The following is a 17548-nucleotide window of genomic DNA, read 5'->3' as shown; positions in this document are numbered from 1 at the left end:
CATCGATGATGCAGGACGACCGCCGGCCTTTCACCCGCAAGCTCGACCTGAAGAACGGCCAGGTCGACATGAGCCACGGCAGCGGCGGCAAGGCCATGGCCCAGCTCGTCGAGGAGCTGTTCGGCGCGGCCTTCGACAATCCGCTGCTGGCCCGCCGCAACGACCAGGCGGTCTTCGACCCCCCGGCCGGCCGGCTCGCCGTCACCACCGACAGCTATGTGGTCTCTCCCCTGTTCTTCCCGGGCGGCGACATCGGCTCGCTGGCGGTCCACGGAACGGTCAACGACTTGGCGATGGCGGGCGCCCGGCCGCTCTACCTGACGGCGGGCTTCATCATCGAGGAGGGCTTCGCGCTCCGCGATCTCGCCCGGATCGTCGCTTCGATGGCGACCGCGGCGGCCGAAGCCGGCGTCGCGATCGTGACCGGCGACACCAAGGTGGTCGAGCGCGGCAAGGGCGACGGCGTCTTCATCAACACGACCGGCATCGGCGCGGTGCCGCCCGGCGTGGCTCCTTCCGGCGACAGGGCGCGGCCGGGCGACGCGGTCCTGGTCAGCGGCTTCGTCGGCGACCATGGCGTCGCGATCATGTCCACGCGCGAGAACCTCAGCTTCGAGACGACCATCGCCTCCGACAGCGCGGCGCTTCACGGCCTTGTCGCGGCCATGGTCGGCGCCGTTCCCGACATCCACGTGCTCCGCGACCCGACGCGCGGCGGCCTGGCGACCACGCTCAACGAGATCGCGCGGCAATCCGGGGTCGGCATGCTGCTCGACGAACGGGCGATCCCGGTCCGCGGGGAAGTCGCCGCCGCCTGCGAATTGCTGGGCCTCGACCCCCTCTATGTGGCGAACGAGGGCAAGCTGGTGGCGATCTGCGCACCCGGGGATGCCGCCCGGCTGCTCGACGCCATGCGCGGCCATCCGCTGGGGATCGATGCCGCGGTCATCGGCACGGTCATTGACGACGACCATCGCTTCGTGCAACTGCAGACGACATTCGGAGGAAAGCGCATCGTGGACTGGCTTGCCGGCGAGCAGCTGCCCCGGATCTGTTGAGGCGGGAGGACGGCGTGAAGGAGCGGGAGATCGGCGACGCCTGGAAGGGACCTCCGCAATGCCGGAGCTGCGGCATCCGGGACCTCGTGCTCTTCGCCGACCTTCGGCAGACCGATTTCAGCCTGATCCACCTGCCGATCGACGAGGTCCGGTTCAAACCCGGGGAGTCGCTCTATCATGCCGGCGACTCGAAGCCTTACCTGTTCACCCTGCGCGAAGGCACGGTCAAGCTGGTGCAGTACCTGCCGGACGGATCCCACAGGATCGTCCGCCTGCTCCGCCAGGGCGCCGTAGCCGGCCTTGAAGCCTTGCTCGGCGAGCCCTACGCCCACACCGCGACGGCCCTGCAGCCCGTCCTGACCTGCCGCATCCCACGGGCGGTGGTCGACCGCCTCAGCGCCGAGACCCCACGCCTGCACACGCAGCTGATGAAGCGCTGGCATCAGTCGCTCCAGCAAGCCGACGACTGGCTGACCGAGCTTTCGACCGGCAGCGCGCGGCTCCGGCTGGCGCGCCTGCTGCTCCAGATGCTCGACGCGACGGACGGCGATATCTGCCACCTGCCGATCCGCGAGGATGTCGGCGCCATGCTGGCGATCACCATGGAAACCGCCAGCCGCACGGTAGCCGAATTCCGGCGCGCCGGCCTGATCGCCGACGTCGGCGACCATCTGGTCCGCTGCAATCGCGAGGGGCTGGAGGACGTGGTGGCGGAAGCCTAATCCTTTGCCCTGTCCGTGAGATCGACCGGAAGATGGGTCATGATGTCCATGGAGTCATGCAGGATTCGCAAGACATCGACAAACGCCTCCTCGCCTGACACCGAAGCTCGATACAGGACGATGTGCCGGCCTTTGCGCCCTTTCCGGGCGACATGCAACGAATACAGGCCGGGCGAGATATCGTCCCGGACCCTTACGCCGACGACATCCGGACCCTCGGACAGGTCCTTGAGGGAAGCCCCGAGAGTCCGCGAATACTGCATGGCCTAGTGGCGGCCGAACTGCCGCAATGTCCAAACCAGAATTTCCTGGAAATCGGTTTCTGCGGCAGCGGAAAGGCGTAACGTCCAGGAGGTATCTTTCCTCAACGCCGTCGAGGGTCGCCGGAGTCTTCACCGATCGCCTCACCAGCCAGTGAGGCAAGGTGATAATCAAGGGTATCGGCTGACGAGAACGAGCGGTACCGGCCTTCATCGATATCGGTGGCGCCGATGCGAACGGCTTCCCGCAACGCATCCAGGCGGATGCGTTCCTCCGCATCCTGATGTTCGATCAACCTCAGACCTTCGCGGAACACTTCGCCGGCATCTTGGTAACGGCCGGATGCCACGAGTCAATCGACCAGTTGAGTTTGATGATCGGTCAGAAAAACGTTGCGGGTAGGCACGATCAGCACCCTCGATATGCGAAGTCTCGCGGATTGTATGCGACCAGCGCGCCACCATCAAGAGGTGCCGGTGTCAGTGTGGCTCCTTACCGGAAGACCACCGTCTTGCTGCCGTTCAGCAGGACCCTGTGTTCGATATGGTACTTGACGGCACGGGCCAGCACGACGCTCTCCACGTCGCGGCCGACCTCGACCAGGTCGTCGGGAGTGCGGGTGTGGTCGACGCGCTCGACCTCCTGCTCGATGATCGGACCTTCGTCCAGGTTGGACGTCACGTAATGGGCGGTCGCTCCGATCAGCTTGACGCCGCGGGCGAAGGCCTGGTGGTAGGGCTTGGCGCCCTTGAAGCTGGGCAGGAACGAGTGGTGGATATTGATCGCGCGCCCGGCCAGCCGCTCGCACAGCTCGGGCGAGAGCACCTGCATGTAGCGCGCCAGTACGACCAGGTCGATGCGCTCCTGCTCGATGATCTCCCACAGCCGCGCCTCCTGCTCCGCCTTGTTGTCGGGCTTGACCGGCAGGTAATGGAACGGGACGTTGTGCCAGGCCGCGAGCTGGTAGAAGTCGCGATGGTTGGACACGATCGCCGGAATCTCGACGTTCAGGCCTCCGACCCGGTAGCGGTAGAGCAGGTCGTTCAGGCAGTGGCCGAATTTCGAGACCAGGATCAGCAGGCGCTGCGGGCGTTCCGCGTCGTGCAGGTGCCAGGTCATCCCGAACCGGCGGGCGACCTCGGCGAACTGGGCTGCCAGACCCTCGCGGTCTGGACCCGCCTCCGGAGCGGCCAGGAAGATGCGCAGGAAGAACAGGTCGCTGGTACGGTCGCCGAACTGGGCGCTGTCGATGATGTTGCAGCCCCGCTCCGCCAGGAAGCCGGATACGGCCGCGACGATGCCGACCGTGTCCGGGCACGAAATGGTCAGAATGTAGCGGGCGGTCATCTCGGTTCTTTCCAGGACGGCTGGTGGCACGATCCGTGGAAAGAAGCGCAACCGGGCATCCCGTGCAAGTGCCAATCCTCTGCCGCGCTCAATCGAGCATCGGCAACCCGCTCTCGATCCTGACCAGCGCCGCCAGCAGCGGCACTCCGATGTCGCGCCGGACGAAGGCGCTGCTCCGGTCGGCGGCGGCGATCGCCTGCGACATGCTGTTCCGCCAGCGGTCGTCGCCATACATCAGCCTCTCCGCCTTGGCGCGTTGGGCCAGGACCGTCGGGCGCCGATTGGCCGGCACTTCGGCAAGCTTCACGAGACGCCCCATCCATTGCTGGGCGATCGCCAGCTCGCCCCGGCGGAGCGACGCCGCGATGAATTCCGACAGGATCTCCGATTGCGGATCGGGGTCCTGGACCTGTTCGAGATAGGCGGAGGTCAGGGACACCTCTCCTCCTGCCGCGAGCCGGCCGAGCACGGCGGGAACCGTCCAGGGACTGTCCTCCTGGACCGTACGCAGCAGGCCCAGCGCCAGGTTCACCTCGCCCAGGTCGGCGGCGGCCACCGCCAGTTCCGCCGGACAGCACTCCTGCTTCGTCTCGCGGAAGCGGGAGAACTGTTGCTCCACCGTGTTCAGGAAGAGGGTCCGCGCCTCCGCCTCTCGGCCGACCCGCATCAGCGCCTGCACGACCAGCCCCAGTTCCCAGGCGCAGGCATTCGCCTGGGCGTAGTTCCGGGCTTCGGTGGTCAGCACCGACGCCAGTTCCTTCTCCCCGCGCCAGCCGGCGATCTCGGCTATGTCCGTGAGGTTGTAGAGACGCGTAGAGCAGTCGGCGATGCCCCGCGTGATCTGGAGGGCCATCTCGGTCTGGCCGGTCAGCGCCAGGGCACGGGCGACGAACAGGTCCTCTTCCTGGGACTCGGCACTGGTGGCCGCCCCGCGCCGAAGCGCGCCGACGAAGGGAGCGATGATCTCCCGCGCGCGCTCGGCACCGCCGTTCAGGTGGTAGGCCACGGCGAGCGAGAGCCAGTCCCACCGTGGCGTGGAGATCGGATGCTCGATGGGCGGCAGCAGGTTCTCGATCTTGTAGAGGAAGCAGGCCGTGGACAGGGCTTCGTTGCAGATCAGGGCCCGGACGCGGTTTCGGAACTCGAAGACGTCGAAATCACCGATGAACTGGTTGGTGATGAGCTGGACCGCGACCGGGCTTTCGGGATAGCGCTGCACGATCTCGTTCAGAAGCCGGTCGGCGTCGCGCAGCAGGCGCGCCTCCTCGGCCGGATCGAACGTGGCGTTGGCCTGCTGGATGAGCTGCATGGCCTGGACGAACTGCCGGTTCGCGCTGCCGGTGCTCTCCTGCGCCCGGGCGGTGGACGGAAACCCCGCCGCCACCCCGGCCGCCAGCAGGGCCAGCACCGCCGCCACGACCAGCAGGAACGCGCCGGGCCTGCGCCGACCATGGGCGGCTGCGTCAGCGGACATAGCTCACGACGCGCTTCACATAGGGCAACGACCTGGCATGGCCGGTCACCCGCTCCAGTTCGGCCGGGTCGCGCGCGTTGCCCATCAGGTAGACGACGCCGTTGACCGTCTCGATCGAATAGTTGATCGACGAGACCTCCCGGTCGAACAGGAGCTTGCCGCGCAGCTGTGTGCTGATCCAGGTGTCGCGGGTTGAGTCGCCCAGCGTCGAGGCGTCGTCCACGACGATCTCGTTGATCACTTCGCGAACGCCATTGGCCTGCCAGGCAAGACGGACCGCATCGAGCCGCTCCTCGGGCGTCCTGGCGCGCCCGGTCAGGAGGACGGTGCCCTGGTTGACCGTCATGCCGAGGCGCGAATGCATCTCGACGCTGTGCTGGAACCAGTAATGATTGATCTGCGCCTGGATCTCGGTATCGCTGATGGCGCCGCCCAGTCCCCGCTCCTGCGAGGCCGCGACGACCGCGGTGGTGGCGGCGCCGCCGACGACGAGCGGCGCGCACCCCGGCAGGGCGGCGATGGCCAGGGTTCCCAGGACGAACAGCGAAAAACGCGCGCGAGACCTCAAAGCTTCCTCCGTACACCGGTCGCGATCCACGTCCGGGCGGCGCGAAGAAGTCACGCCCGCCACGTGATTGCAACACATATTTGAATTACTCGAAACTGGAGCCACGGCTTTTTCGTCTATCGTGGCCCGATTGCAGCAGACAGTATCATACCGGTCCGCGCGCTCACGCGAACGGAGCGCTTGTCATGACGTCGGCCAGCTCACGCGACAGCACGTCGGCGATGCGGCGGCGCTGGGCAACGTCGCGCAGCAAATCCTCGTCACGCGGGTTGGACAGGAAACCGGTCTCGATCAGGACCGACGGAACATCGGGCGCCTTCAGGACCGCGAAGTTCGCCGACCTCTTGGGATTGTCGAGCAACCGGAGCGAGCGTCCCGCGCCCTCCACGAGGCTGCTCTTCGCCATCAGCGACGCGGTGACGGTATGGCGGGCGACGAGGTCGGACAGGATCGCCGCGACTTGAGGCCGGGTGTGCCGCAGGTCGATGCCCCCCGAACCGTCGGCAAGGTTCTCCTGCTTGGCCAGCGCGAAGGCGAAATCGTCCGACGCCTTGTCGGACAGGGTGTAGGCGGACAATCCGCGTGCATCGCGGTTGGGCGCGCTGTCGGCATGGATCGATATGAACAGGTCGGCCCCGGCGTCGCGCGCTATGGCGACCCGCTCGGCCAGCGGCAGGAAGATATCGGTATCCCGCGTCAACTTCGCCGCGACGCCGGGAACTCCCCGAAGCCGACGCGCGATCTCGCGCGCGATATCCAGCGTGATCTCCTTCTCCAGCGTTCCCCGGACGCCGATGGCGCCGGGGTCGCGGCCGCCATGCCCCGGGTCGATCACCAGGAGTCGCCGGCTCGGCGCGGCCGTCGGGGGCTCGGGCTTGCGCTGTGGTCCGTTGGCGGGAGCGGCGGTGGCGCTGGCGGGCACCAGAAGGCCCGCCAGACCGGAGGTCCCGATTCCGAGCAAGGGCGCGTTCAACGCCAATTGAAGCAGAACCCTGCGCTTCATCCGATAAGACTACCCATCGATCCTGTGGTCATCGGTCCAGTGACTGGCCCCCAGGCCGGCGGCATGGACCTCGGCGGCCAGTTTAGGGGGCTGTTGGTTAACTGTTAATTACCCCACCCGCTGCTTGTCGAGTCCCGAGAGAGCGGTGCACCCGAATTTCCGCCCTGGATTTCCAGTTCGGATCCCGCCGGAAGCGCCCCTCCCGGAGCATTCCCAAAGCGGTGGCGAAATCGATTGCATTTTCGACTTATGATATCTTGTTCTCGATCCCGACTCGGGTCAGACTGTTCTCTTGAAGATGGTGGAGGCGGTCATGAAGGAAGCCTTGATCAACATCATCCGCGAGGAGCGCGTGGCTCTGGAAGCCCGTATAGCCGACGAGTTGAAGCGGCGGGTGCCGGATGACATGAGGATCGAAGCCCTGCAGGAGGAAGCGTCCGACCTGCGGCGGCAACTCGAACGGTACGAGCAGTAGGCGGCCGGCTCCCGCCGCGCCGCAGGCTACCCCCTTTGAAAGCCCGTACGGCCTTGCAACCGGGGCCGCTACGGGCTTTTGTTTGCCCTGCCACCAGATCAGGGAAAACGGGGGAACCATGCCCAAATTCGCCGCCAATCTGTCCATGATGTTCCAGGAGCACGATTTCCTGGACCGTTTCGGCGCCGCCGCCGAATGCGGCTTCCGGGGAGTCGAATACCTGTTCCCCTACGAATGGCGCGCCGCCGAGATCAAGCGTGCGCTCGACGACGCGGGGCTCGAGCAGGTGCTGTTCAACATGCCCCCCGGCGACTGGGCCGGCGGAGAGCGCGGCATGGCGGCGATTCCGGGGCGGGAGGCCGAGTTCGCCGAAACGGTCGAAAAGGCGATCGAGTACGCGCGCGTGCTGGACTGCCCGCGGCTTCATGCCATGGCCGGCATCGTGCACGCCGGGATCGACCGGGAGGAGGCCGAGGCCGTCTACGTCTCCAACCTGCGCCATGCCGCGGATGCGGTCGCCCGGCACGGCATCACCCTGCTGGCCGAACCGATCAACAGCCGGGACATGCCGGGCTATTTCCTGAACACCTCGACCGCAGGCCGCAAGATCATGGCCGCCGTTTCCCGTCCCAACCTCAAACTACAGTTCGACATCTACCATACCCAGATCATGGAGGGTGATCTGGCGGAACGGCTGCGTCGGAACCTGGAAGCGATCGGCCATATCCAGATCGCCGGGACGCCTGGGCGGCACGAGCCGGACATAGGCGAGATCAACTATCCGTTCCTGTTCGACCTGATCGACGAGATCGGTTATACCGGCTGGATCGGCTGCGAGTACCGGCCGCGTGCCGAAACCCGGGCCGGGCTCGGCTGGGCGAAGGCGTACGGCATCAGCGCCGGGTGACAATCAAGGTTAGGAATTCATTAATGACCCCATGGGCGAGCCATGCTAGTCATGGCCCGCCACCACCTTGCGCGTGGTCCATGGGGATACGAGATGCCGCACTTGTCCGGGATCGATACCGGGAACAACCAGGCCGGACTCAACCAGGAGCCGCCGTTCGGCACCTATGCGCCGTCCCGCTTCCAGCGCGCCGTGATCGGGCTGACCCGGACCCAGCCCGAGACCTGGCTCGGCAAGCGTATCGCCTTCGCGGCCCGGCGGCTGGTCCTGGCGGGTCTCAAGTCCCCTTTGGACGTCGATGTCTTCGGGCGGAGGTTCAGGGTGCACCCGGAAGACAATGTCTGCGAGAAGCGGGTGCTTTTCACGCCGCAGTTCTTCGATCCGGTAGAACGCCAGGTGCTGACCGCTTGTCTGCATGACGGCTTCACCTTCGTCGACCTGGGCGCGAATGTCGGCGTCTATTCGCTGTTCGTCGCCGGTCTCGCCGGAAGGAACGCCCGCGTGCTGGCGGTCGAACCTCAGCCGGAAATCTACCGCCGGCTCGCCTTCAACGTGACGGCCAACGATCTGGGAACCATCCGGACGCTGCAATGCGCGGTGGCGGACCGCACGGGGACCCTGGACCTGTTCATCGATCGCGGCAACCGGGGCCAGAGCAGCATCGCCATGAAGACGGGCGAGCGGGTCTCCGTGCCGTGCAGGACTCTCGACGGCCTGCTCGCCGAAGCGGGGTTCGACCGGGTCGACGCCCTGAAGATCGATATCGAGGGAGCCGAGGATACCGTGCTGGTGCCGTTCTTCTCCTCCGCGCCGGAACGGCGCTGGCCGGCGCTGATCCTGCTGGAGATGTCGAGTGACCGGTGGAAGACGGATTGCGTCAAGCTGTGCATCGACCACGGCTATCGGATCAGTCAGAGGACGCGGCTGAACGTGATCCTGCGGAGGACGCCGGACGGGGCTTCGGCCGCGGCCTGATCGTCCTGAGTCGGCCTGGAGTCGGAGCCCTGCACAGCCATTGTGCAGCGCAGCATGACGGTTCCGTTCTTCCGGGAAAAGCCCGGCGCGCCGGGCGGGTTTTCCGATAAACCTTTCGCGAACAAAGCGATGCCTGCGGCGCGGCAGCCCCGGCCCGGTTTTCGCGATACCAGGATATGGTCGGCCATATCCGTGACATTCTGTCGCTCAAATCGTTAAAAACTGCTTTATTTTCGGCTATTTTGCACAATTAATAGGCAATTCTGACGCCGGTTCCCGGCTTTGCTTCAATTCTGTGCACGATCCAGCGCCCTTGGCTCGACTCCCCGGTCTTGTGACGGTTGTGTTGCTGTGTACAATCAGCAGGTCGCGCAAAAAAAGATGCTTGGCATAACGATTGCGATAGGGAGTTGGAGAGATGAAGTTCTGATCAGCCGCTTGTCAACGGAGAGCCTTGATGACCGATGCGACTGCTGAGACCGTCCACACGGCGCGGAGTACCGTGCCAACCGTTCTACACACACGGTCTTCCAACACCATTGTCGATCTCGCCCGCAACCCTCAGAAATACCTTCTAGTTCTTCGTTTTGCCTTGGTCAATACAGTCGCTTCCGCTCTCCTGGCCGCAGCATGGCTTCAGGGATGGATCACGCCGATCCTCGTTTCCGACGATACCGGGTTGTGCCAGCTCATCTTCGCCGTTTTCCTGGTCGGTTTGGCGGTCTCGGCCGCCAAGGTCTGGCGCACCAGCTGCGAGCTCAACGCGTGCAAGGACTTCCAACTCCATGGCAATTCGCGCGCCGCGCGCTACGTGGCCGAGGTCATGGGCCGTGACAGCGGCAGCCGGAGCATCCTCGCCGGCAATCTCCGCCTGAAGCTGTCGTCGCGGGTCGCGATGGTCCGGCATCTGGCGGCGAGCCTTGTCCTGCTCGGGCTGATCGGGACCGTCGTCGGCTTCATCATCTCCCTGAGCGGGGTCGATCCGGCGAAGGCCGGCGACGTGGCCTCGATCGCCCCCATGGTCACCAAGCTGATCGAAGGCATGTCGGTGGCGCTCTACACGACCCTGGTCGGCGGCGTGCTGAACATCTGGCTGAGCATCAACTACAACATGCTCGCCACCGGCACCGTCAACCTGATCACCGAGATCTCGGCGCTGGGTGAACGCCATGCAGGGTCTTGACCAGTTCGACGACGAAGACGTCAACGGCACCGTCTTCCGCGACGTCATAACGCTCGCCCTGTGCGGCTTCGTGGCTGTCGTGATCCTGCTGCTCCCGCACCTCAATCCCAAGCAGCAGGCCCAGGCCGCCGTCAGCACGACCCCCGGCAACATCATGGTCGAGGCCCGGTGGGCCGACGAGCTGGATACCGACATAGACCTTTGGGTCCAGGCACCCGGCGACGTACCGGTCGGGTATTCCAACAAGTCCGGCGTCATCTTCAACCTGCTGCGCGACGACCTTGGCCGAAATGCCGACCCGACCCAGCTGAACTATGAAGTCAGCTACAGCCGAGGCATACCGCCGGGCGAATATGCGATCAACCTGCACATGTACCGCAACAAGGCCCGGGTCTCGCCGGTCAAGGTCACGGTCGTGACCAGCGTCAAGAAGCCCACCGCCGAGTCCGCGAAGCAGGTGCTGTCCAGCACGGTCGACCTGACGGTCGAGAACCAGGAACTGACGGTCTACCGGTTCAAGCTGACGGAGGCAGGGGATCTCGTCCCCGGCAGCGTCAACAGCCTGCCGAAGGCCCTGCGCAAGTGGAGGCAGTGATGCAACTCATGATGAACCTCTTCGTCGTGGCCGTCGTGCTGGCCGCGGGGCTCGCCACCATCAGCATCTGGTCGCCCCGCAAGCTGTGGGTGAAGATCGGCGCCGTGACGCTGGCCGCCGCCTTCATGCCGCTGTCCTACGCCAGCTTCGCCGACCTGCTGAGCAAGCCGAAGCCGGTGGCGCTGGAATGGTTCCACCGCAGCATGAGCGAGGCGACCGTGCTGAGCGCCCGGATGCAGGAGGGCGAGGCGATCTACCTGTGGCTCCAGCTGCCCGGGACCGCGGAGCCGCGCTATTACAAGATCGGCTGGAGCGAGGACGTCGCCAAGCAGCTCCAGCAGGCGATGCGCGAGGCCGAGAAGAACCAGGGCGGCCTGAAGATGGAACTGCCGTTCGAGAATACCTGGGACAAGGACAAGCCGATGTTCTATGCCCTGCCCCAGCCGAAGCTGCCGGAAAAGAACGGCGAGCGCGGCGGCGGGGACGCGCCCCTTGTCTATCAGCACCCCGGCACCAGCGCCTGACGGTCAGACCTCCGGTCGAGCGGCTCTCCGGAACGCCTCCTCCCGACCCCGCGGAGGAGGCGTCCCGCTTCGCGGCCCCTACAGGACCTGCTTCGGCACGTTCAGCAACTCCCGCCGGATCCGCTTGAGGCTGGGACGGTTGGTCTCGTCGTAGGCCAGAGGCCGGCACAGATGCATGGCCGTGAGGCCGACGCGGGCGGTCAGCAGCCCGTTGATCACCCCCTGCCCCACCCGGGTCGAGAGCGATGCCGCGAGCGTGCTTCCCAGGGCCTCGACCATCAGGTCGTTGCCGCTCTCCGCGACTCCGGCGATCGCGATGTTGGCGAGCATCCGGCGCAGCAGCTTCAGGCTGCCGACATAGCCGGGACGGGCGCCGTAGAGGGTCGCGACCTCGCGCACCAGCTTCAGGTTCCGCCACAGCACGATCACGACGTCGAGCAGGGCCGCCGGGCTCAGCGCCGTGGCGACCGCGGTGTCGCGGGCGGCCCGCAGGACGAGCTGGTACGAGCGGCGGTCGATGTCCTGGAGCAGCTGGAGATCGACCATGCGCACGACTTCCCGGTCGTCATGGGCGTCGCTGAGATTGTCCTTCAAGGCGGCGACCTGCGCCGACAGGTCGCGCCGGTCGCGGTAGAGCGAGGCAACCGCCCCGGCGTAGCGCGCGGCCTCGCCATGGGTGCCGGAAGTCCGCAGGTGCTCCGCCTCCTCCCGCAGCCCGTCGATCCGGCGCAGGCGCCGCAGGCTGCGCAGTTCGCCCGAGAGCAGGCCGAAGCCGCCCAGCACGGCCCCGCCTGCCAGCGCGACGGCGCCGCCGCCCAGCAGCACGCTGGTTTCGAAGGCGCGCCGGATCAGGTCGACGGTGTCGTACCCGACCGCCAATGTCACCAGGGCCGCCGCCGAGCCGACCAGCAGCCGGACAGCCCAGCGCCGGGGTGCCGGGACGGGATCCGGCAGGTCGGCTTCGCTCGGAAGGCCCGATACCGCGGTACCGGCGGCCCGATCGTCCGGGACCACGGTCACGGCGCCGCCGGGGTCCAGTTCCATCGGCGCGATGAAGTCCTTGTCCCGCGTCCGCCCGGTCATGACAGGAAATCTCCGATCAGGAAGTCCAGCGCCTGGTCGAGCCGGATATTCGGCAGACCCCGGCCCTGCCGGGCCGACAGCAGGGGCGGCCGGAAGTCCAGGAAGTTGAGCCGGCGAACGCCGTCGTCGGTCAGCAGCCGGTGGTCGTCCGGGATCTCGCCGGGATACAGGACGGTCGGTTCGGTCCGCCCGATGGGAATGCCCCGCACGCAGGCGAGCTGCCGGCCCTGGTGCTCCGCCATGACCGTCTCGGTGCATTTCAGCGCCGCGATCGCCATGGTCTCGACCCGCGCGCCCTCGAACCGGATCGCGTTCCGCCGCTCCTCGACCAGTCCGTCGAGCAGGCGGCGCAGGTTGGCATGCTGGTTGGACGGGATGTGGTCGGCCTTGGTGGCGGCGAACAGAACCCGGTCGATCCGCCCGCCGAGCAGCCGCCCGAGCCAGCTCGACCGTCCATGTCGGAAGGATTCCAGCGTGGCGGACAGGGAGGTCTGCATGTCGGCCAGGGCGGCCGGCCCGGCGTTAAGCGCGCCGATGACGTCCACCAGCACGATCTGGCGATCCAGCCGGGCGAAGTGCTCGGTGAAGAATCGCCGGACGACGTTGGTCTTGTAGGCCTCGAACCGCTCCTCCATCATCGCCCATAGGGTATGCCGCCCGGCCCGAGCCGAGGGTTCCGGCAAGGGACAGAAGGCGAGCACCGGGGCGCCGACCAGCTCCCCCGGTTCCACGAAGCGGCCGGGCTGGATCAGGCTGAGCAACTGGTCGGAGGCCCGGCATGCCAGCAGGTATTGGGTGTAAAGCTCGGCCGATCGGCGGGCGACCGCCTCCTCGGCGGGGCCGGCCGGGTCGCGGTTGGACAGGTAGGCCAGCCATTCCGCCGCCAGGGCGTCGCGCGGCGGACGCCTGGCAAGCTCCAGGGTCTCGCGCGACCACTCGGCATAGCTCCGGTCCAGCAATGGCAGGTCGAGCAGCCACTCGCCGGGATAGTCCACGATGTCCAGGTTCAGCCGGGTCGGCCCGAGCAGGCGGCGCTTCAGCATCGTCCCCGGCATGTAGCGGACCGCGACCCGCACCTGGCTGGTGACCTTCGTGTTGTTCGGCCATTGCGGATCCGGCGCGGTCAGCCGGGCGATCTGGCTTTCATAGTCGAAGCGCGGCACCGCCTGGTCGGGCTGCGGCTCCATGCGGGCGGCGATGAAGCGGCCGGTCGCGACCACGTCCAGGAACGGCAGCCGGTCGGCATGCAGCAGGTTGTCGATCAGGGCGGTGGTCAGCACCGTCTTGCCGGACCGGCGCAAGCCGGTCACGCCGATGCGCAGGTTGCCGTCCAGCATCCGGTCGGTCAGTTCGCCGACGCGGTCGAAGGCCCGGCTTCCCAGGTTGGTCAGGTCGCGGAAGGGTGATGGAGGCAATCTCTGTCTCGACAGGTCCGGTTGGTGCGGATTCGGTTGGAATGAATTCTGCGGTAAAGCCTGTCTATCGTGAACCGGCAGGAAGCACATCCGTCCTGTGGAGGTCGGCCCACCGGGCGAGATCGCCGCCTTGGACCGCCGCCGTGCCGATTCCGGGCGCCGGCTCGCGCTCGTTGTTCTCCAGCAGGTTGTCGTGGTTGTGCATCGGCTCGTGACCCCGGTTGCTGACCCGCTCGTTCAGGCACGCCCGCCGGCCGGCGCAGAGGTTGCGCGCGACCTTGTTGCCGGTGGCCCCGTAGATCAGCAGCCCGACCCGCCCGGCCTCGATGTCGTTCCCGACGACCGTGTTGTACTTGGCCTCCGAGTCCGTTCCGGGACGCATCCAGCGCCCCGTGGTCAGCCCGCCGACGGAGATGCCGTCGCGCTCGCATCCTTTCATGACATTGCCGGCGACGAAGTTGCCCTCGCTGCCGCCCTTCATCATCAGGCAGGTATGGCCGGGCGTCCCGTCGACGATATTGCCGACCAGCCGGGACCGGTTGACCGCCACGAGGTCGATGCCGCCGTCACCGTTGTCGTTGCGGTCGGCGCCGCTGTCGCGGACGATGTTGCGATAGAGATGGACATTGTCCGCCTGGCTGATCTTGATGCCGTCCTCGCCCGCCCGCTCGACCAGGTTGTCGGCGATCACGATGTTCCGGGCATACCGGGACATGTCGCTGGTATCGCGCCCGGACAGGCCGAACTGGATGCCGTTGCCGCCGGCCCCGGCGATGACATGGAAGCCGAACACCCCGACGTTCCGCGTGCCGAAGCCGTAGATCCCGGTTTTCTCCGACACGATGCGCGCCTTCCCGTGGCCGTCGGCCGAGATCAGCCGGATCGGGGCGCTCTCCGTCCCGTTCTTCGAGAACTTGACAGGCCCCCGATAGGTTCCCGCCCTGACCATGATGTCGGTTCCGGGCACCGCGCGCTCGATCGCCACGTTGATGTCGCTGACCGGTCCGTCGGGGGAAACCCAGATCCGGTATCTCTGCTCGCCGCCGCCGTCGAACGGCGCGGCCGCCCGGGACGGGGCCGGCCAGGCGGAGACGGCGGCCGCCAGCAGCAGGGCGAGGAGGATCGGATGCTTCATCGACGGGGAAGACGGCAGGAAAGGCATGGGTAACGCGAACTCCATCCGGTCAGGAGAGATTGCGGGTAGGGCGGAACGGATTTCCGGTCAGGCACCGATCTCGAACATCATCAGCAAGGTCCGCTGGAAACCCCAGAGATTGTCGTCGGAGACGAGGTAGAGCAACGTGCGGCCATCGGGCGTCGCCACCACGGAGATCCCCTCGAAATTGTCGGTCGTGACCGGCGGCTCCAGCACAGCCAGCTCGGTGCCGGACAATTCCGCGCCCGCCTCTATCGAGGCCCCGGGCACCCGGACGATCCGCGCGCCGAACCCGCCCAGGATCGAGGCCCGCCGCTCCACGACCACGAGGTCGCCGTCCGGCAGGATCGCGGCATCGGTCGGGCGGTACGGCGCCTTGCCGCGATAGCTCAGGCTTTCCCAGCCATCGGCACCGCCCAGCCAAGCCCGGCTGAAGCCGGCCTTGTCGTCGGACCCTTCCTCGATGACCAGCATCCGCCCGTCGGGAAGGGCCGCCAGCGCTTCCGGCCCGCTGTTGCCCTCGGCGCTGCGGATCCCCGGCGGGCGCGGCAGCTTGGGCAGGGGCCGGGTCACCGGCCCGTCCGGGTTGGAGGCATAGAGCTCGACCCGGTGCCAGCGCTCGAAGCTGACCGCCCAGCGCCCGTCCGGAAGCCGGGCCAGCCCCTCGGCGTCGGCGCGGTTGCCCTCGGCCTGCTTCCCGTCGATGTCGAGCAGCGGCGCCACGGTGATGCCGCGCACCCCCGCGAGGTCGCCCTCGTCGTCGTAGTCGATGTTGCCGGTGATCACCTTGCCCCGGTCGGAGATCGCGACGAACCGGCGTCCGTCCGGGTCGACCTCGATGCCGGAAAGGCCGCCGAATTCCGGATCGGGATCGGTGAGCGCCACGCCGCCGCGGTACCTCAGCGATCCGATGTCCCGCCGGTCGGGCCGGCTGTCGTCGAGCCGGACGGCATAGGAGTTCTCCAGGGGACCGTTCGCGGTGAGCGGCGAACAGCCGACCACCGCCAAGGTGGCGAGCGACGCGAGGAAGAACGCCCGCCGGACGAAATCTTGAAGTGCAGCCATGGCCCCATAGATGGCATCGCCGATGATGCGGTGCGACAGCTTTTCTCGGTTCATGCCGGGTACCACGCCGCGGTAAGACCTTTGTCCCCCGTCGGACCGGAGGTTCTCATGCCGATCATCCGGAAACCGGATCAGTAGGCTCGCAGGCCCCGGCTGCGGAAGATGTTCCGGACCGCGCGGACCTGCCGGGCGCTGGGCGCGCCCAGGGTACGGAGCGCCGGCGACGGGCAGCGGTCGCGAAGATGGGCGGTCGCCAGCCGATGGAACGGCAGCACCTCGATCCGCTCCACGTCCGGCAGCGAGGCCGCGAACTCGGCCAGGGTCTCCACGTGGCGGGGATCGTCGTTGACGCCGGGGACCACCGCGAAGCGCACCCATACCGGCTTGCGGGCAGCCCGCAGCATCCCGGCGAACCGCAGGGTGCCCGCCGACGACGGAGACGGCCGTCCGTCCAGCGCCCCCGGCTCGACCGGCGTCAGGTCCAGCACCACAAGGTCGGTCAGATACAACAAGCCCTTGGCCGCGAACAGGTTCCCGCCCCCGCAGGTGTCCAGGGCGGTGGCGATGCCCATGTCGCGGCAACGCCGGAACAGTTCGCGGATGAAGGCCGCCTGGTCGAGCGGTTCGGCGCCGGCCACGGTGACGCCGCCGCCCGACACCCGCATATAGTCGGCGTAGCGCGCGATCTGCTGCATCAGGGAGTCGATCTCCCCGGCGCCCCTGCCCCTCGGCTCGGCTTCCGAAACCAGGGTGTTGCCCGGTTCTGCGCATTGGGTGCAACGCAGCGGGCACCCGTCCAGGAAGATGACGAACCGCACCCCCGGCCCGCCGGGTCCGGTGCCGAGCGCGGAGACGGAATGGATCCGCCCCGAAACGTTTCGGGAACTTTCCGGCGGCTCCGTCTGATTGGAAAGATCGGTCATGAAATCCCGTGCGCCCGCCTGGCCGGATGCGTTTGCGCCATCGAGCCGCCGGTACGGCACCGACCTCGATCATCACCATGGAGCAGGTCGGTGGCGGGCGCCTTGATCCACATCAACCTGCGCGGCATCGGGTTCCGGCGGGATCCGGGTAACCGAATCTACACGCGTTGCGCCTAGCCTTGCAGACGGTGCCCGCTCGGAGGGCTGGATCGGAAACGACGCGACGCAAGGCAATGACATCGCACATGACGTATGAACTCGTTCACAAGTTCCGTGGTCAGGGCAAGATGAACGAGGCTGAGGATTGGATAAGGGCCAACGTCAAGGGCCTGTGGGAGCTTCAGTTCCTCGGGATGTCCGAGGAGATCGACGAGTTCAAGAAGACCAAGACCTATATCTTCCATGTCCGGTTCACCTTCGGGCGAAGCGAGGACATGAAGCGCTTCAAAGACGAATACATCGATGGCAAGCCGCCGCGACGTGCCCAGGCGTCGGCACCGGCGAAGAAGCGCGGGTTCTTCAGCCGCCTGTTCAACTGACCGAGCCACATCGTCCGAGCCGGGACGGCCTCACCCATCCTGTTCCGACCGCCGCATCGGAACCCCGAGCCACGCCGGATGTTGTACACGAAACACAAGAGGCGGAGTCCGGATCCAGGCCGCGATCGCCGGACGACAATTGCTTCTTCTTGTAACTTTTAGGAAAAATCGAAGAAAATATTCGGCAACAGGATGATCCCTGTGCGTCCAATCACCTAAGCCGGAAAGTATATTTGAGAGTTAGCCTGTTTGCTGTACATAATGGCGCATTCGAT

At 66.6% G+C, this 17548-nt stretch carries 19 protein-coding genes; 9 read left to right on the top strand and 10 right to left on the bottom strand.

Going from position 1 to position 17548, the window contains the following annotated elements; all coding sequences use genetic code 11:
• Positions 1-5 precede the first annotated feature (5 nt).
• Both hypE and IGS68_RS07430 read left to right on the top strand, forming a co-directional pair.
• Positions 6-1058 carry a hydrogenase expression/formation protein HypE gene (gene hypE / locus IGS68_RS07435; RefSeq protein ID WP_371821887.1) on the top strand — a complete coding sequence of 351 codons (1053 nt, stop codon included), beginning with the start codon at positions 6-8 and terminating at the stop codon, positions 1056-1058.
• A gap of 14 nt (positions 1059-1072) precedes the next feature.
• Positions 1073-1780: a Crp/Fnr family transcriptional regulator gene (locus IGS68_RS07430; protein ID WP_201078546.1), complete on the top strand. Its 708-nt coding sequence runs from the start codon at positions 1073-1075 to the stop codon at positions 1778-1780.
• Between the two features lie 364 nt (positions 1781-2144).
• On the opposite strand, the gene IGS68_RS07420 is transcribed toward IGS68_RS07430, so the two are convergent.
• The 5 genes from IGS68_RS07420 to IGS68_RS07400 all read right to left on the bottom strand — a co-directional run bounded on the left by IGS68_RS07420 (position 2145) and on the right by IGS68_RS07400 (position 6433).
• Positions 2145-2390: a type II toxin-antitoxin system ParD family antitoxin gene (locus IGS68_RS07420; protein ID WP_201078542.1), complete on the bottom strand. Its 246-nt coding sequence runs from the start codon at positions 2388-2390 to the stop codon at positions 2145-2147.
• A 143-nt stretch (positions 2391-2533) separates the two neighbouring features.
• On the bottom strand, positions 2534-3388 hold the full coding sequence (gene purU / locus IGS68_RS07415) for a formyltetrahydrofolate deformylase (protein WP_201078540.1): 855 nt from the start codon (positions 3386-3388) through the stop codon (positions 2534-2536).
• Between the two features lie 88 nt (positions 3389-3476).
• Positions 3477-4862, bottom strand: a complete 1386-nt coding sequence (locus tag IGS68_RS07410; RefSeq protein ID WP_201078538.1) for a hypothetical protein — start codon at positions 4860-4862, stop codon at positions 3477-3479.
• Positions 4852-5430 carry a BON domain-containing protein gene (locus tag IGS68_RS07405; protein ID WP_247881219.1) on the bottom strand — a complete coding sequence of 193 codons (579 nt, stop codon included), beginning with the start codon at positions 5428-5430 and terminating at the stop codon, positions 4852-4854. Before IGS68_RS07405 ends, IGS68_RS07410 begins: the two co-directional genes overlap by 11 nt.
• A gap of 163 nt (positions 5431-5593) precedes the next feature.
• On the bottom strand, positions 5594-6433 hold the full coding sequence (locus IGS68_RS07400) for an N-acetylmuramoyl-L-alanine amidase family protein (RefSeq protein WP_201078534.1): 840 nt from the start codon (positions 6431-6433) through the stop codon (positions 5594-5596).
• 313 nt (positions 6434-6746) lie between these two features.
• Between IGS68_RS07400 and IGS68_RS07395 the strand changes: the two genes are divergently transcribed.
• The 6 genes from IGS68_RS07395 (at position 6747) to IGS68_RS07370 (ending at position 11092) form a co-directional block, all read left to right on the top strand.
• A complete protein-coding gene (locus IGS68_RS07395; protein ID WP_201078532.1) occupies positions 6747-6908 on the top strand; it encodes a hypothetical protein in 162 nt (53 codons plus the stop codon).
• A gap of 118 nt (positions 6909-7026) precedes the next feature.
• A complete protein-coding gene (otnI, locus tag IGS68_RS07390) occupies positions 7027-7815 on the top strand; it encodes a 2-oxo-tetronate isomerase (RefSeq protein WP_201078530.1) in 789 nt (262 codons plus the stop codon).
• Between the two features lie 93 nt (positions 7816-7908).
• A complete protein-coding gene (locus tag IGS68_RS07385; RefSeq protein ID WP_201078528.1) occupies positions 7909-8790 on the top strand; it encodes an FkbM family methyltransferase in 882 nt (293 codons plus the stop codon).
• Positions 8791-9382: 592 nt separating this feature from the next.
• A complete protein-coding gene (locus IGS68_RS35415) occupies positions 9383-9973 on the top strand; it encodes a MotA/TolQ/ExbB proton channel family protein (protein ID WP_247881218.1) in 591 nt (196 codons plus the stop codon).
• Positions 9960-10568 carry a hypothetical protein gene (locus IGS68_RS07375; protein ID WP_201078526.1) on the top strand — a complete coding sequence of 203 codons (609 nt, stop codon included), beginning with the start codon at positions 9960-9962 and terminating at the stop codon, positions 10566-10568. The genes IGS68_RS35415 and IGS68_RS07375 overlap by 14 nt, the downstream gene beginning before the upstream one ends.
• Positions 10568-11092: a hypothetical protein gene (locus tag IGS68_RS07370; protein WP_201078524.1), complete on the top strand. Its 525-nt coding sequence runs from the start codon at positions 10568-10570 to the stop codon at positions 11090-11092. The genes IGS68_RS07375 and IGS68_RS07370 overlap by 1 nt, the downstream gene beginning before the upstream one ends.
• A 78-nt stretch (positions 11093-11170) precedes the next feature.
• Here the strand turns inward: IGS68_RS07370 and IGS68_RS07365 are convergent, their stop codons facing one another.
• From IGS68_RS07365 to IGS68_RS07345, 5 genes are all read right to left on the bottom strand, one after another.
• Positions 11171-12175 carry a TIGR01620 family protein gene (locus IGS68_RS07365; RefSeq protein ID WP_201078522.1) on the bottom strand — a complete coding sequence of 335 codons (1005 nt, stop codon included), beginning with the start codon at positions 12173-12175 and terminating at the stop codon, positions 11171-11173.
• A complete protein-coding gene (locus IGS68_RS07360) occupies positions 12172-13590 on the bottom strand; it encodes a YcjX family GTP-binding protein (protein ID WP_247881217.1) in 1419 nt (472 codons plus the stop codon). The genes IGS68_RS07365 and IGS68_RS07360 overlap by 4 nt, the downstream gene beginning before the upstream one ends.
• Positions 13591-13654: 64 nt before the next feature.
• A complete protein-coding gene (locus IGS68_RS07355) occupies positions 13655-14752 on the bottom strand; it encodes a right-handed parallel beta-helix repeat-containing protein (protein WP_201078520.1) in 1098 nt (365 codons plus the stop codon).
• A 60-nt stretch (positions 14753-14812) separates the two neighbouring features.
• Complete coding sequence (locus tag IGS68_RS07350; RefSeq protein WP_247881216.1) at positions 14813-15865, bottom strand: esterase-like activity of phytase family protein; 1053 nt, start codon at positions 15863-15865, stop codon at positions 14813-14815.
• Positions 15866-15942: 77 nt separating this feature from the next.
• The gene (locus tag IGS68_RS07345) at positions 15943-16734 is read right to left on the bottom strand and encodes a radical SAM protein (protein WP_201078518.1); all 792 of its coding nucleotides are present in this window, start codon (positions 16732-16734) and stop codon (positions 15943-15945) included.
• A 245-nt stretch (positions 16735-16979) separates the two neighbouring features.
• On the opposite strand from IGS68_RS07345, the gene IGS68_RS07340 reads away from it, so the two are divergent.
• Positions 16980-17273: a hypothetical protein gene (locus tag IGS68_RS07340; protein ID WP_201078516.1), complete on the top strand. Its 294-nt coding sequence runs from the start codon at positions 16980-16982 to the stop codon at positions 17271-17273.
• The last annotated feature ends 275 nt before the right edge of the window (positions 17274-17548 follow it).

It is taken from the genome of Skermanella sp. TT6, from assembly GCF_016653635.2.
GTDB classification, from domain to species: domain Bacteria; phylum Pseudomonadota; class Alphaproteobacteria; order Azospirillales; family Azospirillaceae; genus Skermanella; species Skermanella cutis.
This window is presented reverse-complemented; position numbering and strand designations above follow the sequence as displayed.

Excerpts from the sequence above, each read along its gene's own strand:
- hypE (WP_371821887.1), top strand. The coding sequence starts at position 6 with ATGATGCAGGACGACCGCCGGCCTTTCACCCGCAAGCTCGACCTGAAG.
- purU (WP_201078540.1), bottom strand. The coding sequence starts at position 3,388 with ATGACCGCCCGCTACATTCTGACCATTTCGTGCCCGGACACGGTCGGC.
- IGS68_RS07410 (WP_201078538.1), bottom strand. The coding sequence starts at position 4,862 with ATGTCCGCTGACGCAGCCGCCCATGGTCGGCGCAGGCCCGGCGCGTTC.
- IGS68_RS07400 (WP_201078534.1), bottom strand. The coding sequence starts at position 6,433 with ATGAAGCGCAGGGTTCTGCTTCAATTGGCGTTGAACGCGCCCTTGCTC.
- IGS68_RS07395 (WP_201078532.1), top strand. The coding sequence starts at position 6,747 with ATGAAGGAAGCCTTGATCAACATCATCCGCGAGGAGCGCGTGGCTCTG.
- otnI (WP_201078530.1), top strand. The coding sequence starts at position 7,027 with ATGCCCAAATTCGCCGCCAATCTGTCCATGATGTTCCAGGAGCACGAT.
- IGS68_RS07385 (WP_201078528.1), top strand. The coding sequence starts at position 7,909 with ATGCCGCACTTGTCCGGGATCGATACCGGGAACAACCAGGCCGGACTC.
- IGS68_RS07375 (WP_201078526.1), top strand. The coding sequence starts at position 9,960 with ATGCAGGGTCTTGACCAGTTCGACGACGAAGACGTCAACGGCACCGTC.
- IGS68_RS07370 (WP_201078524.1), top strand. The coding sequence starts at position 10,568 with ATGCAACTCATGATGAACCTCTTCGTCGTGGCCGTCGTGCTGGCCGCG.
- IGS68_RS07365 (WP_201078522.1), bottom strand. The coding sequence starts at position 12,175 with ATGACCGGGCGGACGCGGGACAAGGACTTCATCGCGCCGATGGAACTG.
- IGS68_RS07355 (WP_201078520.1), bottom strand. The coding sequence starts at position 14,752 with ATGCCTTTCCTGCCGTCTTCCCCGTCGATGAAGCATCCGATCCTCCTC.
- IGS68_RS07350 (WP_247881216.1), bottom strand. The coding sequence starts at position 15,865 with ATGAACCGAGAAAAGCTGTCGCACCGCATCATCGGCGATGCCATCTAT.
- IGS68_RS07345 (WP_201078518.1), bottom strand. The coding sequence starts at position 16,734 with ATGACCGATCTTTCCAATCAGACGGAGCCGCCGGAAAGTTCCCGAAAC.
- IGS68_RS07340 (WP_201078516.1), top strand. The coding sequence starts at position 16,980 with ATGACGTATGAACTCGTTCACAAGTTCCGTGGTCAGGGCAAGATGAAC.